This window comes from Bordetella muralis (assembly GCF_054781015.1).
Genome location: NZ_BAAGVF010000002.1, coordinates 366,913 through 381,720, shown reverse-complemented (window position 1 = coordinate 381,720; position 14,808 = coordinate 366,913). Strand labels below are relative to the sequence as shown.

The following is a 14,808-nucleotide window of genomic DNA, read 5'->3' as shown; positions in this document are numbered from 1 at the left end:
TTTGACATAGAACGCTAGCAGTAGTTAACTCGTATATTCACATGGCCGCGAGACGGCCGTCGTTTTCTCCGGCAGTCATTTCCCGATAGGGCCTCATGGTCTTTCTCGGGATCCGAATACCGGTCAAGTCGATCACAACATTCCCTTTGGAGCATTCATGAGCAGTTATCCCGACACTCTCCTGTTGATAGACAACGAATGGCGCGAAGCCAAAGGAAATAAGCGCATTGACGTGGTCAACCCGGCGACCGGCGCCAAGATCGGCCAGGTCGCCAACGCGTCGCGCGAGGACTTGGACGACGCGCTGGCCGCCACGCAACGTGGATTCGAGACCTGGCGCGAGATGTCTGCCCATGAGCGTTGCAGCATCATGCGCCGCGCCGCCGTGCTGGTGCGCGAGCGCGCTGACGACATCGCCCGTCTGCTGACCCAGGAACAAGGCAAACCGCTGGGCGAAGCCCGTGTCGAAGTGTTGGCCGGATCGGAAATCATCGATTGGTTCGCCAACGAAGCCTTGCGCGTCTACGGCCGTATCATCCCGGCTCGTAACACCGCCGCCCAGCAAATGGTGCTCAAAGAGCCCGTGGGCCCGGTCGCCGCATTCACGCCCTGGAACTTCCCCGTCAACCAGATCGTGCGCAAACTGGGCGCTGCCCTGGCATCGGGTTGCTCGTTCCTGGTCAAAGCCCCCGAGGAAACCCCTGCCTCGCCGGCCGCGCTGTTGAACTGCTTTGTCGACGCCGGCATCCCCAAGGGCGTGATCGGCCTGGTATTCGGCTCGCCGGCCGAGATTTCCAGCTACCTGATCCCGCACCCGATCATCCGTAAAGTGACCTTCACCGGCTCCACCCCGGTAGGCAAACAATTGGCCGCGCTGGCTGGCCAGCACATGAAGCGCGTCACCATGGAATTGGGTGGCCACGCCCCGGTGATCGTGGCCGAAGACGCCGACGTCGAATTGGCAGTCAAGGCTTCTGGCGGCGCCAAATTCCGCAATGCCGGCCAGGTCTGCATCTCGCCGACCCGCTTCCTGGTGCACTCTGCCGTCAAGGCCGACTTTGAAAAGGCCTTTGTGGCCCACGCCGAAAAGCTCAAATTGGGTGATGGCTTGACCGAAGGCACGACCCTGGGCCCGCTGGCCAACGACCGCCGCCTGGCGGCCATGGACAAGATCGTCAGCAATGCCCGCGAAAAAGGCGCACGCGTTGCCACCGGTGGCGAGCGCGTCGGCACGGCAGGCAACTTCTTTGCCCCGACGATTCTGTCCGACGTGCCGCTGGATGCCGACGTCTTTAACGAAGAACCGTTTGGCCCCATTGCCGCGATCCGCAGCTTTGAGACCCTGGACGAAGCCATCCGCGAAGCCAACCGCTTGCCCTATGGCCTGGCCGCCTACGCCTACACGCGCTCGTTCAAGTCGGTCACCGAGCTGTCGCGCCGCCTCGAAGTCGGCATGGTCTGGATCAACCAAGCCGCTTCGCCGTCGGCCGAGCTGCCCTTTGGCGGCGTCAAGGACTCTGGCTATGGTTCCGAGGGCGGTCCCGAGGCCCTGGAAGCCTATCTGGTAACCAAGGCGGTTTCCGTAGTCGGCGTCTAAGACCCCTCGCTAGTGCCTGACAACAAACCGCCCGCCGATCATCGTTGATCGGCGGGCGGTTTGCTTGTAGCGGAACAGAAATTTACTGTTGCATCACGCGGATCTCGTCCACGTCGAACTCGATGCCTTTGCGATCACGATCAAGCTCACCGTGCAACTCGACCATGGTCTTGTCGTCGATCTTCACACCGACGGGAAAATCGTCGTCATCGATATCAACACGAATACGGCCCGTGCCATCATCAAACGTATAGTGGTCGTCGCCATCGTGCGATACGATGCGGCCACGCAGAATGGCGTTCTGGTCGTCGCGCCCGGTTTCGATCAGCGCCTTGACCGATGTGACGGCAATAGAAGACGGTCCCGTATACCCCTGTTGCGCGGCAGCGGGGGCAGAACTCGGGCCCGAGTATCCCTGGGCACTCACGCCGCCAGCCACCAAAGCACCCGCCAGCGCAGCACTCGCCAACAGAGTCCGACTCAACGACGTAGGACGAAAAGATAGATTCATGACATGACTCCTTGCGCGACATGCGCTGTTGTTGAACACAGCTCCATTAGATACGCTGAAGATTAAGCGAATCTGAGCCTCTGCATACGGCTCGACTATCAACACACAACGCACAAATACCCGCGGATCCTTAATGCGAGCGGTCGACAGGCAACGCCAGCGTCACGCCCAGTCCTCGTCCCTGCAGGCCCGGGCCGAATTGCAGATCAGCACGGTGCAATTCTGCGATCCTGGCCACTATCGACAGGCCCAAGCCACTGCCCTGCACGCCACTGCCCAATACGCGAAAAAACCGTTGCGTCAGCCGCTGCCTGTCGGCCTCTGCGACACCATTACCGTCATCACGGACCGCCAGCATCACAACGTCACCCAGGCGTTCGACGGTGATCTCGACTTTGCCGCCAACCCGCCCATAACTGATGCCGTTATGCACGAGGTTACGCAGCGCGGTAAGCAGCCCATCACGATTGCCTCTGAACGTAGCAACGCGGCAATCGACCGATATCGTGACGTTCCTGGATGCCGCATACGGGGCGCAGGCCTTCACAACTTCGTTCAATAACGCCGACGCCTGAATATCATCGGCCACCAACGCATCGGCAGACTCCGGATCCAGGCGGGCAAGCTGCAACAGGTTTTCCACCAAGGCTGTACTGCGAGCAACGTCCTCGCGCAAACGCTGCAAATCTCCTGCAACGGCATCGACGCCCGCTGTCTGAACGCGACGCTGCATCACTTGAATCCGCGATGCCAAAGCAGCCAGCGGCGTGCGTAGTTCGTGAGCAGCATCGGCGGTAAAGCGACGCTCGCTTTCCAGGGCTTGACCGAGACGCCCCAATAATTGATTCAAGGCGGCGACCACGGTACGTACCTCGAACGCCTTGCCGTCATAATTCAAAGGAGAAAGATCGGTAGGGGATTTTGCTGCCATGGCACCCGCCATGCGCTCCAGTGGCGCCACCAGGCGACGGATCAACCACCAATTCACCAACCCCAACAGTAACCACAGCCCTACCAACGGCCAGGCCAATGACTCCAGCATATCGACGATGAGGTCGGTTCGATCCTCCCACTCCTGGCCGATCTGCACGGAAAAACCCAAGGAGTCGTGCTTACGCACATATACACGCCATCGCTCGCCAGACACTCTGACATCATAAAACCGGTCATCACGCCGGCGCGGATCGACAAAGGGGCGCTTGGGCGCATCCTCGCCCCGGCGGATCACGGCCCCCTCGGGTGAGATGATCTGGTAATCCAGGCGCAGCGTGGGTTGCGTCTCATCATCGCGGCCGCGTGCAGGCATTCCCGCTGCCGAGATACCCTCGCCCAGCGCCAACACCAGCCTGGCGCCTTCTTCGAGGGTATCGTCGAATGTGTCACTCACCTCTTTCCACGCCAACATCAACACAATGACAGTGCTGACCACACCCACAGCAATGCTCGACCCCAACGTGGTCGAAATCAGTCTGCGGCGCAGCGAATAGCCACGGGGGGCTTCGGAACGAGGGATTTTGCTGGTGCGACGCCAACGCATATCAGTCCGCCAACCGATAGCCTTGGCGGCGAATCGTCTTGATCAACTCTGCCGACAGTTTGCGGCGCAGGTTATAGATATGCACTTCGATGGTGTTGCTTTCCACCTCGTCGCCCCAGCCGTACAGAGACTCCTCGAGTTGCGCGCGCGACACGACATGCCCCGGGCGGCGCAGCAAGGCATGCAAAATGGCAAACTCGTGTGCCGTCAACTCGACAGGGCGATCGTGGAACGTAACCTGTTTGGCCGCAACATCCATCGTCAATTCGCCATGGCGCAAACCGGTCTCGGGACGTCCGTCGTGCCGCCGTATTGCCGCTCGGATCCTCGCCGACAATTCCTCCAGATCAAAGGGTTTGACCAGATAATCGTCCGCGCCGAGATCCAGCCCCTCTATGCGATCCCGCACAGCGTCGCGAGCGGTGATCATGATGACAGGTATCGTTTCGCGGCGTGTCCGCAATGCACGTAACAATGCATCGCCAGTCAGACCTGGCAAGCCACGGTCCAGCAACAGGCATTGATACTCATGCGTGCTCAGCGCGGTTTGCGCGAGATCGCCACGGGTGACCCGGTCGACCGTGTAGCCGTCCAGCGTCAGCCATGACTCGATGGACTCGCCCAATGAAATGTCGTCTTCGGCCAATAAGATTCGCATTCGTCGACTATACGCCAGGACATTAAGCGAATCTTAAATTGAATTGACGGGTTCAACCTCGTCGTCCAACTACCCACTCACCAACCGGAGCAGTGTGATCTCCGACGGGGCGCCCAGCCGCTTGGGCGGCCCCCAGTAGCCCGTGCCACGGCTGGTATAGACCCACATGTCCCGGACACGATGCAAACCGGCGACAAAGGGCTGCTGAAAACGCACGAATAGATTCCAGGGGAAAAACTGTCCGCCGTGCGTATGGCCCGACAACTGCAAGGCATAACCCGCCTGGGCAGCCGCGGTGGCGCTGCGAGGTTGATGCGCCAGAAGCACGCGAATAGCCTCGCTGGGCGAGCCCGCTACGGCTTTGGCCGGGTTGCTCGCCTGCTCGGGATCAAAGGCTCCCGCGCTGTAGTCAGTGACACCCGCCACGACGAGGGGCGTTTCCCGATGCCATATCACGACATGCTCGTTCATCAAAACCTGCAGCCCCAAACGGCGGAACTCTGCCACCCAGGGGCCGACGCCCGAGTAATACTCGTGGTTCCCGGTCACCAGGAATGTGCCGTGCCGGGCAGCCAATCGGCCTAGCGGCCGTGTGTGCGCAGATAACTGCGCCACAGGGCCATCGACCACGTCCCCTGTCACGGCGATCAAGTCAGGCTCCAGCGCATTGACCGCCTGCACGATGTGCTCGACATAACCGTGCTTGATGGTCGGTCCTACATGAATATCACTGATCTGAGCGATGGTGAAACCCTGCAGCGCTGGAGGCAAATTCGCAATCGGCACATCGACTGGCCGCACGCGGGCCAAGCGCCGGGCATTAATGGCCCCTACCAGGGTGGCGGCCAATGCCACCATGAGAACCGTCACAGCGCTATCGAACTTGATCTGCGTGACGGGCAACGTCATCGTTGCAAGGTCGCCGCCAACAAATACGATCGCCAACGCGACGTCCCGCAGCAATGTGCACACGAACGTAGAGGAAAACAGGCCCATCAGAACGAGCCCGACTCCGGCGACCCAATCGGCCCAGGGGCGCGCCGCAAAAGGCCGGATAACGAGAGACAACGGCATCATGACGCAGGATGCCACCAGCATGCCTACGCCTACCCATTGCCACCCGCCAGTCAGATGCAGGTCAGGTATCAGGCGCAGCCCGACGTAGACATGAGCAACGGCGACGATGCCGACAAGGCGCAGCAGGAATAAAACTCTGGGCATGACTGGATACGCGCTTGTCAGTTCGTCGTGATATTGCGCTCCTTGATCAGCTGACTCCAACGCTGACGCTCGGTCTGCTCAAAGGCGGCGAGGTCCTTGCCTGTGAGAGTGCCTGCCTTCGCACCCAAGCTGGACAATTGTTCCTTTACTGCAGGCGTGGCGAGCGCCCGGGTTGCCGCATCAATCAGTGTGGCCTGCACCGCGTCAGGCGTGCCAGCTGGCGCATACAGCGCAAACCAGGCCGTCACATCAAATCCCTTGAGGCCGGACTCCGCAACAGTCGGTACATCAGGCAAAGAAGGCGATCGCTGCGCCGAGGTCACAGCCAAAGCACGAACGCGCGAACCATCCTTTAGCTGGCTGATCGTACTGGGTAGATTGTCCATCAGCACATCGATCTGCCCACCGATCAGCGCGGGCATCGATCCCGAAACACCCTTGAACGGCACATGCAGCATATCGATTGCTGCCGCCTGCTCAAGGTAGGCCCCGGTCAGATGCACAGAAGACCCGACCCCAGGTGAGGCATAAGACAGAGGCTTATCCTTGCGTTGCTTGGCGCTGGCAACCAGATCCTGCACCGTCTTCAACTCAGAATCCTGCCGCACCGCAATGACATTGGGTGCCGTAAAGACCATCGCCAGAGAATCGAAGTCCTTGGCCGGGTCATACGGCATATCGCTGTAAAGGAACTGATTGATTGTCTGCGTACCGATGGTGCCCATGGCAATGGTGTAGCCATCAGGATTCGCACGCTTGAGCATCCCCATCCCGATATTGCCTCCGGCTCCGGCGCGGTTATCGACCACGATGGACTGCTTGAGAAACGGCCCCATTGCCTGGGCAATCGTGCGTGCCGCGAGGTCGGTTGTTCCACCGGCAGGGTACGGCACGATCAACGTGATCGGCCTGTCAGGATAGGTATCTGCATGCGCAGTCGAAACCATGCTGCCAATAGTTACGGCACCCAGGACTTGGTACAGCTGAATCAGCTTCATTGCGATCGATCTCCATCCATTGAGGCATAGTGAAAGTGCCCGTGCCTCACCGAGCCATGCGCGGGAAAACTGCCCTGCTCTTTAAGGCAACTCCTTACACCATCAGTTCAATCAGGAACGGCGCCTGCTTGCCAAAGCTGCTCTTCATCAGGTCTGCACACTGTTCCAGCGTGGTAGCCCGCGCGGCCTCGACACCCATCGCATTCGCGAGGCCAACCCAATTCAGCGAGGGATTGCCCAGGTCCAGCATGCTCATCGCGGTTTCGCCAGGAGTCGCGCCGACGTTTTTATATTCACCGATCAGGATGTTGTACTTGCTGTTGTTCAAAATGATCGTGGTGCATGGCAGTTGCTCGCGCGCCTGTGTCCAGAGCGATTGGAGGGAATACATCGCCGAGCCATCTGCCTGCAGACTGATGACGCGCCGCTGTTTCTGCGCGCCAATAGCCGCCCCGGTTGCGACGGGCAAGCCATCACCAATCGCGCCGCCCGCCAAATGCAGCCAATCGTTCGCCGGCGCTGCATGGGTAAATTTATAAAAGCCACGTCCGAAAGACACACTCTCGTCCGACACAATGGCGTTATCAGGCATCACTGCCGCCACCGTCTGCGCCAGCCCTTCGGGCGTGGGCAATCCCGTCGCCACCTCTGGACGCGGGCCCGGATCGGGAATATCGGCCTCGGGAGCATCCAGCACAGACACCAGCGACCGCAAAGCTTTCACCGGATCCTGATCCGGCCGCGACAACACTTGAATTTGTGCGTCCGGCGCATACTGCGTCGAGGGCATTCCAGGATAGCCAAAAAAGCCGACCGGCGCCTTGGCGTTCACCAGAATGATGTGCTTGAATCGCTCGAGCGCTTTGATAGCGGCCTCCATGACATAAGGCGTGCGCTCAAGCGGCAAACGCCCCCGGCCTCGCGCCACGTGTGCCGTGACAAAGTCCGCCATCAACGTAGCCCCCGTGGCCTGCGCGACACGCCAGAGCGGGCCCTGGGCCTCGCTCAACGCCGCGGGCCCTCCGACCAGGATCAGCGTATCCCGACCATATGAACGCAGTGTCCTCGCAGCGTTCTCGATCGCATTGCTGTCCACCTCAGGTGACGCGGGCACGGTCAATGGAGCGCCGACCACGCCGCCGTCATTCCACGACACGTCCGCAGGGAGAATCAATGTAGCGATCTGCCCTGGAAACACTTGAGCTGCGGCGATAGCCTCTGACGCATCACGGCCGAGATGCTCGCTTTGCACGCTCGTGCGGACCCATTGAGAGACCGTTTGCGCCATGCCGGCCGTATCCGCTGTCAGCGGCGCATCAAAGGGACGATGGAAGGTCGCCTGGTCGCCGACAATATTCACGATACCGCTGCGAGCACGGCGTGCGTTATGCAGATTACCCATGCCATTGGCCAGGCCCGGGCCGCAATGCAACAGCGTGCATGCTGGCTTGCGAGCGATGCGGAAATAGCCGTCCGCCATGCCCGTCACGACGTTTTCCTGCAGACCCAGCACGCATTTCATGCCTGGGACTTGGTCCAGGGCCGCGACAAAGTGCATTTCGCTTGTCCCTGGATTGGCAAAACAAGTGTCTATACCCGAAGCCAACAACGTCCTGACCAGACTTTCAGCACCATTCATGCAAAATCTCCATCATGTTTTATCGCTAAACGCGTCGATTCTCTCGAGATAAGCGGCGACGTAGGGCCATTAAACCATGCTGATCTGGATGTCGGGTCAACCGTGGGCCTATGGCTCGTTCAGTCCCTGGTATATCGAGTCACTGCCCGATAATCCTTATTCGGCCCGGAAACACGTATATCCGTCTCGTATGAATCCGGCAGACTCAAGCGATACACCACCGAATAGATATCTGCACCGCAATAATGCTTGTCCACGGCAGTCAATACCCCCGTAGCCCCGCCGCTGAAAGCCAACTCGACAAAGGTCTTTCCATCGTCAGGCCCATCATTGAACAGAATCACCAGAGACTCGTCTTGCGCGAGAAACTTGTAGCGCCGCGTACACCGGACGGCTTGACCGTTATGCAGCGTCAACACCCCTTCTTCATGATAGAGCAGGACGTGATTCTCTACGCGGGAAAACGTCGCGCTGCCTCGCATCGTTGCGCGCTCTTGCTCGATACTGCGACTGAGTTGCCAGTGCCCTTCGAATTGATCCAATAACAGGGAAACATCCATAACGCCCGTCTGCCGACTATCAAAACCCGTATAGATTAGCCGGATTATGGACGAGAATCTGGTCTCTCACGGCTTGCGACGGGCACCAGCTATCCAGCAAGGCCAGCAAAGACCGGTCATCTGGACGTTGAAGCTGGCCGGGATGGGGCCAGTTGCTCGCCCATAGACAACGCTCTGGATAATGGCGGACCAGCGTTTCCGCCAACAAGCCTACGTCACGATACTCCGGCGCCCCCGTACGCGATGTCTCGTACATGGCAGAGAGTTTGACCCAGACATTGCCAGTATCCAGCAGCCGTCTCAATGCAGCAAAGGCGGGGTCCTGAGGAGTCACAGGTTCCAGGAATTTTCCGACATGATCGATCACGATGCGGCAAGGCTGTCTGGCGATCAAGGCCTCGTAATCAGGAAGCGTGCGGCCATCCAGTTGCAGATTGATATTCCATCCCAACGGGGCAATGCGTTGCGCGATCGGCGACAAGTCGTCCCACGTCATGATGTTGCCGCTGTTGGGCACCATCTGGAAACGCACGCCCACCACGCCGGCTTGCGCCAACAGTGCGAGCGCCTCGTCAGTCACGTCTGCAGGCATGGAAATGATGGCGCGCGCCGATCCTGCAGCGGCCTTCAGCGCGTCGAGCGTGCAGCGGTTGTCAAACCCGTAGCCCATGGCCTGCACAATCACGCAGCGACCGATACCGAGTTTTTCCCGCAAAACCAGATAATCGGCCCAACTGGCCCGGGGAGGGGAAACCGGAGACTGCTGCGGCAAGGGATAGGCATCCAAGTCATAGATATGCTGGTGACAATCACAACCTTCGACAGGCACCGGCCAACGCGTGTGGATCATGGCAGCCTCCTGTGTGATCAAGCCTGCGGCAACGCCAGGCCAAAACGGTCACGGGCTCGGCTGGCATGAGCCGCGTTGACGCTGGGCTCGGGAAGCCGACCAGCAATCAATGCCTGCACTTGCCGCACCGAATCCATTGCCTGGTGTTCCGATGCTTGCGGCGTCAGTCCCCCCACATGCGGTGTGGCGAGGACCTTGGGATGCGAGGCTAACCTTAGAGGAGGCATTTGATCTTTGGAGGACCCCACGTCCAGGGCACACCCTGCGATCAGGCCCTCATCCAAAGCCTGCAGCACGTCATGCTCATTGACCAATTCCGCTCGCGACGCGTTGATAAAGTAGGCAGAGCGTCGCATCAGTTGAAAGCGGGATAGATTAATTAGATTGGCCGTTTCCGCTGTTGCAGGCGCCAGGCACGCGACAAAATCCGCCTGCGCCAGCAGATCCTCGAGCGAACGTGGCTGCACGCCGGACTCGGAATCAACAACGGCGTACGGATCATTAACGAGAACATTCATGCCGAAGCCGCTGGCCAGCCTGGCCAAATACTGGCCGATCGTCCCGTAGCCGATGATACCTAGCGTCGCGCCGCGCAGCTCGCGTCCCATCAACGGCACAGGCTCACGGCCAGCGCGGTACGCCGTCGCCGCGGCGTCGATATGGCGCGCCATGCTGATCATGACGCCAATGATCCATTCAGCCACTGACGGACCAAAACCCGGCGTGGCACGAGTCACCAGAATACCGAGGCGGTTCGCGCAGTCGAGATCGATATTCCGGATGTCCACGGCGACCCGGCACACTGCGGCCAGGTTGGGCAACGCCTGCATCAACTCGGCATCGATCGCCGGTACGCGAAAGCTCACCAAAATATCGCAATCGCGGGCCTGCCGGGCAACATCGTCTCTAGTCGTCTCGGTATCGCTGTCGTGAAACCTCACATCGCCCAAGGCCGTCAGCAATTGAAAGGCGCGATCGCCGTAGTAATGGCGCAGCGCGGCGCGGTTATGCGTGAGAAAAATCCGAGTCATGATCAATCGGATGAAATGTTGGGTTGAAAAGGCTTTCCGGGCTCAGACACGGATTGGCGCTCGACCAGACGCGGAGGAAAACTGAATTCTCGCGGAGGTGTCCCGGGCTCATTTACACGCGCGATGGCTTGCTCGACCATGGTTTCCGCGACCTCCTGGACTGGCGTTGCAACGGTGGTCAGCGGGGGCCACACGTATTCCGAGACTGTCACATTGTCCATCCCCACTACCGACACATCCTCGGGAATGGACAGGCCGCAATGACGCAGCCCCGCCATCACGCCAATCGCGGTCATGTCATTGACTGCCACGATACCGGTCGGCCGCGGCGTCATTGCGGCGATTTGCTGTGCAGCCTCAAAGCCCAGCTGTCCCAGCTCGTTATCCCCGAATCTCGAACCGCCATCGATATCGATAACCTGGGCAGAATATTCTGGGCCGGCCTCGCCCACAGCGCCCAAGAAGCCTTCGATTTTTTCTCTGCGGCTGATCGTCGCCCCTTTGGGCTTAACGAAAGCGATGCGTTTGTGGCCGTGCGCGATCAAATGATTCGCGGCCAGCCGGCCTGCCAGGCGATTGTCGGGTAATACATGATCATGCTTGGCCGGTTTTGACGGATCTATGCCCAAGTCGTAGCTGACGACAGCCAGCCCCTTGTCGATCGCAGCCTCAATATGCCGCTCATCATTCAGTGAAGAAATAACAATGACGGCACGGATCCCCAGTCCAATGAGGTCGTCCAACATCTTGGACTCGAGCTGCTTGTCACGATAGGTGTTGCACACCAACACGCGGTAGTTGTGCTTGGCCTGCGCCACTTGTTCGATGGCGACCGCCAATTGACCGAACGACGGATTGGACGTCGTAGGAACGAGCAAACCCAGAATGGGAATATGCCCGGTCTTCAGATGCCGGGCGATTTGATTCGGACGATATCCCAGCTTTTCGATCGCCTGTTCAATACGGGCAAATGTGTCCTGCCTCATCCGTTCGGCGCGGCCATTGAGCACATTGGACACCGAGCTGACCGAGACGTTGGCTAACCGGGCGACATCCTGAATCGTTGCCATCAGGCTCCTCGCTTTGCTGATCAAGTAAATCGTTATAGTAAATCGTTTTATTCACTATATCACGCACGCCGCACATAGTTCTATTTAGGCATTCATTAGAGATACTGCGGGGAATTTTAGATATAAGGGTAAAGCCTAATATGTGATGACTGTCGATAAAAATCCGGCCGTGATATGTTATTAGTAAAACGATCTACTAAATCGATATACCTAATTTTTAACAAGATCGAATCAACCACAGGAGGAGGCACCATGAAGAGCCCCACGTCGCTGCGTTTCCGAGCAAAACCTCTGTTCGCCGCCCTGCTTTCCACAATGATCGTGGCTGTTGCGCCGGCCGCACATGCCCAGGCCAAGAAAGAGTGGAAAATCTCCCACTCCGCCCACGGCGATGTCACGTCCGAGCATCACTTGGTCGCGTGGGTATTCCAGAGCTACCTGGCAGACCATTCCGACACCTTGTCCGCCCGCATCTACCCCACCAGCGCGCTGGGCGACGAGCGTGCGGTTTTCGAGGCGATGCAACTGGGTGCCGGCGCGTCCTGCGCCGTCGCAGGTACAGCCATCCTTAATAACTTCTCCAAACGCGTAGGCGTGATCGATCTGCCATTTCTCTGGAAAGACTACGATCACATGAATCGCGCGCTCGATGGCAAAGTCGGCGACGAAATTGCAGCCGATCTCGAAAAGTCCGGATTCAAGGTGCTGGCCTGGACCACAAACTGGGGGTCCCGCAATGTGGTCACCGCGAAGAAGACCATCAACAAGCCCGAAGACCTCAAGGGCCTGAAAATACGCACCATCCAGAGCCCTGTGTATGTCGAAACGATCAATGCCATGGGCGCGAATGCCACTCCCATGTCATTTGGCGAGGTCTACACCGCCATGCAAACCGGCGTACTCGACGGCTTCGAACACGGCTCTGCAGTCGTAGTCACCAACAAGCTCTACGAAGTCGCCAAAAATATCGCCATCACCAACCATTTCCTGGGCCCGGCTGTGTTCGCCTGCTCCATGAACGAATGGAATCAGCTGACCGATGCCCAGAAGAAAGTCGTGATGGAGGGCGCCAAACTGGCCAGCGATATCAACCGTTCGCTCGCCCCCATCCGGGAGAAAGAAGCGTTGGACTTCCTGCGCAGCAAGGGCGTCACCATCACCACCGTGGACACCACGGCATTCCGTGAGAAAGCCACGGCACTGCAAGACAAGATCGCTGCAGATATAGGCGGCACCGAGCTGCTCGCCGAAATTCGCGCCGCTCAGTAACGCTTGCTACGGTTCGCGCGGGCATAGACGGTCCGCTATTCCCGCGCGTATTCACAGGCACCTGTCCGACTCCGTTCTGTCACTCCGGAAAGCCGATGCGCTACATCAACAAGTTTGTCGAGGCCCTGATCACCCTGCTATTCACGGCCATCGTCATCGTTGGCACACTGCAGGTCTTTAACCGCTTTGTCCTGAATATCTCGCTCAGCTGGAGCGAGGAGTTTCAGAAATTCGCGTTCGTATGGCTGGTCTTTTTAGCCATTCCTGTCGCCTATAACCGCGCAGCGCACCTGCGGGTCGATACCTTCTTTGAACGATTCCCCGCCCCCATGCAACGCTTCATGCAATGGATCATCGATCTATTGTGGATCGGACTAGGCGTGTCATTGGTCACATACACCTGGCGATTGATGCAAGTCACGAAATATCAACTCAGCCCGGGCCTGGGCGTCAGCATGTCGCTGGTGTACGCGGGGATGGTCATTGGCGGCGCGTATCTCGTTCTGTGTGTGCTAACAAACATGGCCGTTCGCATCAAAGCAGAGGGACGCCCATCATGACATTGATCATCATCTTTGCAGCCATGTTGGTGCTGGTGTTCTTCGGCATCCCCATCCTGCTGTCCATTGCGTCGGTCAGTCTGGCCGGCGCCATGGTGATACCCGGACTCGTGCCGGCCCTGGTACCGCAAAAGGCGTTCGCCATGCTGGACTCGTTCAGTCTGCTGGCGCTGCCCTACTTTATCCTGGCGGGCGCCATCATGACGCGCGGCGGCCTGAGCGGAGGACTCATTGAGTTCTCGCAAGCGCTGGTCGGGCACATCCGCGGCAGCCTGGGACATACGGCGGTTCTGTCGTGCACGGCGATGGCCAACATTTCCGGATCCTCCACAGCAGAGGCGGCAGCGGTAGGTTCGGTGACGATCCCCGCCATGAAGGAACGAGGCTACAAACCCGGCCTGGCCGCGGCAATCGTCGCTGCAGCAGCGACCATCGGCCCCATTATTCCCCCTAGCATGACCATGATTGTCTATGGTTCGATCACGGGGGTATCTATCGGCGGCTTGTTCATGGCAGGTGTGATTCCAGGCCTGATGATCGCCGCGCTGCTGATGGCGGTGATTTATGCCCTGTCGTACCTGCCCTCGAATGCCGCACTGCGCGCCACGCAACCGCGCTCATCGCTGAAGCAGATTTACCGGGAGACCCTGCGCGTCTGGCCAGCCCTGATGGCACCCGTCGTGATCATGGGCGGCATTCTCAGCGGCATATTCACCGCCACTGAGGCTGGCGTCGTGGCATGTGTATACAGCCTGATCGTGAGCAAGGTCTGGTACCGAAAACTGCAATGGAAGGATCTCCCCGGCGTTCTCGTTGATGCCGCCGTCACGACAGCCATGGTGGGCGGCGTACTCGGCATGGCAGGCGTGCTCGGTTGGCTGTTGAACTATCTGGATTTCAACGATACTGTCCTGGCTGCATTAAAGGGAGTGACCGACAGCTCGCTGTTGATGCTTGCCCTGCTCGTGGTCATCATGCTGGTCTTGACGATGATCCTCGATGGTCTGGCGGTCGTCGTTGTCATGGTGCCCACGATTGTCTATGTAGGCAGCGCCTTTCACATCGATCCGCTGCAGTTGGGAATCATCATGGTCATGATCACGCAGATCGGCGGCCTGACGCCGCCTGTCGCGATCTTGCTGTTCATCACCACCAGTATCGCCAAGATCCCATTCGCGCAGGGCGTTCAGGCTATCTGGCCATTCCTCGCTGTCGTGGTCCTGGTCATGATATCGATCATGCTATTCCCAGAAATCGTCACGTGGCTGCCCAACAAGGTCATCGACGGGGGTTAAACCCCCACCGAC

General features: G+C 58.9%; 14 protein-coding genes. 4 read left to right on the top strand and 10 right to left on the bottom strand.

The annotated features are described in order from the left end of the window. Nucleotides 1–157 precede the first annotated feature (157 nt). The gene (locus ACYVIT_RS03870; protein WP_415805299.1) at nt 158–1,597 is read left to right on the top strand and encodes an NAD-dependent succinate-semialdehyde dehydrogenase; all 1,440 of its coding nucleotides are present in this window, start codon (nt 158–160) and stop codon (nt 1,595–1,597) included. 82 nt (nt 1,598–1,679) lie between these two features. Here ACYVIT_RS03870 and ACYVIT_RS03865 read toward each other — a convergent pair whose 3' ends face one another. The 10 genes from ACYVIT_RS03865 to ACYVIT_RS03820 form a co-directional block, all read right to left on the bottom strand. Beyond that, a complete protein-coding gene (locus ACYVIT_RS03865; protein ID WP_415805300.1) occupies nt 1,680–2,108 on the bottom strand; it encodes a YgiW/YdeI family stress tolerance OB fold protein in 429 nt (142 codons plus the stop codon). A 130-nt stretch (nt 2,109–2,238) separates the two neighbouring features. After that, nucleotides 2,239–3,645, bottom strand: a complete 1,407-nt coding sequence (locus tag ACYVIT_RS03860) for an ATP-binding protein (protein ID WP_415805301.1) — start codon at nt 3,643–3,645, stop codon at nt 2,239–2,241. A 1-nt stretch (nt 3,646) separates the two neighbouring features. Continuing rightward, nucleotides 3,647–4,303 carry a response regulator gene (locus ACYVIT_RS03855; RefSeq protein WP_415805302.1) on the bottom strand — a complete coding sequence of 219 codons (657 nt, stop codon included), beginning with the start codon at nt 4,301–4,303 and terminating at the stop codon, nt 3,647–3,649. 69 nt (nt 4,304–4,372) lie between these two features. Beyond that, nucleotides 4,373–5,524, bottom strand: a complete 1,152-nt coding sequence (locus ACYVIT_RS03850) for a metallophosphoesterase (protein ID WP_415805303.1) — start codon at nt 5,522–5,524, stop codon at nt 4,373–4,375. A 17-nt stretch (nt 5,525–5,541) separates the two neighbouring features. Beyond that, nucleotides 5,542–6,522 carry a Bug family tripartite tricarboxylate transporter substrate binding protein gene (locus ACYVIT_RS03845; protein WP_415805304.1) on the bottom strand — a complete coding sequence of 327 codons (981 nt, stop codon included), beginning with the start codon at nt 6,520–6,522 and terminating at the stop codon, nt 5,542–5,544. 94 nt (nt 6,523–6,616) lie between these two features. After that, a complete protein-coding gene (locus ACYVIT_RS03840) occupies nt 6,617–8,161 on the bottom strand; it encodes an acetolactate synthase large subunit (RefSeq protein ID WP_415805305.1) in 1,545 nt (514 codons plus the stop codon). A 119-nt stretch (nt 8,162–8,280) separates the two neighbouring features. After that, complete coding sequence (locus ACYVIT_RS03835) at nt 8,281–8,721, bottom strand: DUF6314 family protein (protein WP_415805306.1); 441 nt, start codon at nt 8,719–8,721, stop codon at nt 8,281–8,283. A gap of 19 nt (nt 8,722–8,740) precedes the next feature. Continuing rightward, a complete protein-coding gene (locus ACYVIT_RS03830; RefSeq protein WP_415805307.1) occupies nt 8,741–9,571 on the bottom strand; it encodes an amidohydrolase family protein in 831 nt (276 codons plus the stop codon). Between the two features lie 17 nt (nt 9,572–9,588). Then, nucleotides 9,589–10,602: a hydroxyacid dehydrogenase gene (locus ACYVIT_RS03825; RefSeq protein ID WP_415805308.1), complete on the bottom strand. Its 1,014-nt coding sequence runs from the start codon at nt 10,600–10,602 to the stop codon at nt 9,589–9,591. A gap of 2 nt (nt 10,603–10,604) precedes the next feature. Next, nucleotides 10,605–11,672 (bottom strand): LacI family DNA-binding transcriptional regulator, encoded by a 1,068-nt coding sequence (locus ACYVIT_RS03820; protein WP_415805309.1) that lies wholly within the window; start codon nt 11,670–11,672, stop codon nt 10,605–10,607. 252 nt (nt 11,673–11,924) lie between these two features. On the opposite strand from ACYVIT_RS03820, the gene ACYVIT_RS03815 reads away from it, so the two are divergent. The 3 genes from ACYVIT_RS03815 (at nt 11,925) to ACYVIT_RS03805 (ending at nt 14,796) form a co-directional block, all read left to right on the top strand. Continuing rightward, nucleotides 11,925–12,941: a TRAP transporter substrate-binding protein gene (locus tag ACYVIT_RS03815; protein ID WP_415805310.1), complete on the top strand. Its 1,017-nt coding sequence runs from the start codon at nt 11,925–11,927 to the stop codon at nt 12,939–12,941. Nucleotides 12,942–13,036: 95 nt separating this feature from the next. Then, a complete protein-coding gene (locus ACYVIT_RS03810; protein ID WP_415805311.1) occupies nt 13,037–13,501 on the top strand; it encodes a TRAP transporter small permease in 465 nt (154 codons plus the stop codon). Beyond that, on the top strand, nt 13,498–14,796 hold the full coding sequence (locus ACYVIT_RS03805) for a TRAP transporter large permease (protein WP_415805312.1): 1,299 nt from the start codon (nt 13,498–13,500) through the stop codon (nt 14,794–14,796). Before ACYVIT_RS03810 ends, ACYVIT_RS03805 begins: the two co-directional genes overlap by 4 nt. The last annotated feature ends 12 nt before the right edge of the window (nt 14,797–14,808 follow it).

Bases quoted from the DNA above. Each gene is read 5' to 3' on its own strand.
- ACYVIT_RS03870 (WP_415805299.1), top strand. From the start codon at position 158: ATGAGCAGTTATCCCGACACTCTCCTGTTGATAGACAACGAATGGCGC.
- ACYVIT_RS03865 (WP_415805300.1), bottom strand. From the start codon at position 2,108: ATGAATCTATCTTTTCGTCCTACGTCGTTGAGTCGGACTCTGTTGGCG.
- ACYVIT_RS03860 (WP_415805301.1), bottom strand. From the start codon at position 3,645: ATGCGTTGGCGTCGCACCAGCAAAATCCCTCGTTCCGAAGCCCCCCGT.
- ACYVIT_RS03855 (WP_415805302.1), bottom strand. From the start codon at position 4,303: ATGCGAATCTTATTGGCCGAAGACGACATTTCATTGGGCGAGTCCATC.
- ACYVIT_RS03850 (WP_415805303.1), bottom strand. From the start codon at position 5,524: ATGCCCAGAGTTTTATTCCTGCTGCGCCTTGTCGGCATCGTCGCCGTT.
- ACYVIT_RS03845 (WP_415805304.1), bottom strand. From the start codon at position 6,522: ATGAAGCTGATTCAGCTGTACCAAGTCCTGGGTGCCGTAACTATTGGC.
- ACYVIT_RS03840 (WP_415805305.1), bottom strand. From the start codon at position 8,161: ATGAATGGTGCTGAAAGTCTGGTCAGGACGTTGTTGGCTTCGGGTATA.
- ACYVIT_RS03835 (WP_415805306.1), bottom strand. From the start codon at position 8,721: ATGGATGTTTCCCTGTTATTGGATCAATTCGAAGGGCACTGGCAACTC.
- ACYVIT_RS03830 (WP_415805307.1), bottom strand. From the start codon at position 9,571: ATGATCCACACGCGTTGGCCGGTGCCTGTCGAAGGTTGTGATTGTCAC.
- ACYVIT_RS03825 (WP_415805308.1), bottom strand. From the start codon at position 10,602: ATGACTCGGATTTTTCTCACGCATAACCGCGCCGCGCTGCGCCATTAC.
- ACYVIT_RS03820 (WP_415805309.1), bottom strand. From the start codon at position 11,672: ATGGCAACGATTCAGGATGTCGCCCGGTTAGCCAACGTCTCGGTCAGC.
- ACYVIT_RS03815 (WP_415805310.1), top strand. From the start codon at position 11,925: ATGAAGAGCCCCACGTCGCTGCGTTTCCGAGCAAAACCTCTGTTCGCC.
- ACYVIT_RS03810 (WP_415805311.1), top strand. From the start codon at position 13,037: ATGCGCTACATCAACAAGTTTGTCGAGGCCCTGATCACCCTGCTATTC.
- ACYVIT_RS03805 (WP_415805312.1), top strand. From the start codon at position 13,498: ATGACATTGATCATCATCTTTGCAGCCATGTTGGTGCTGGTGTTCTTC.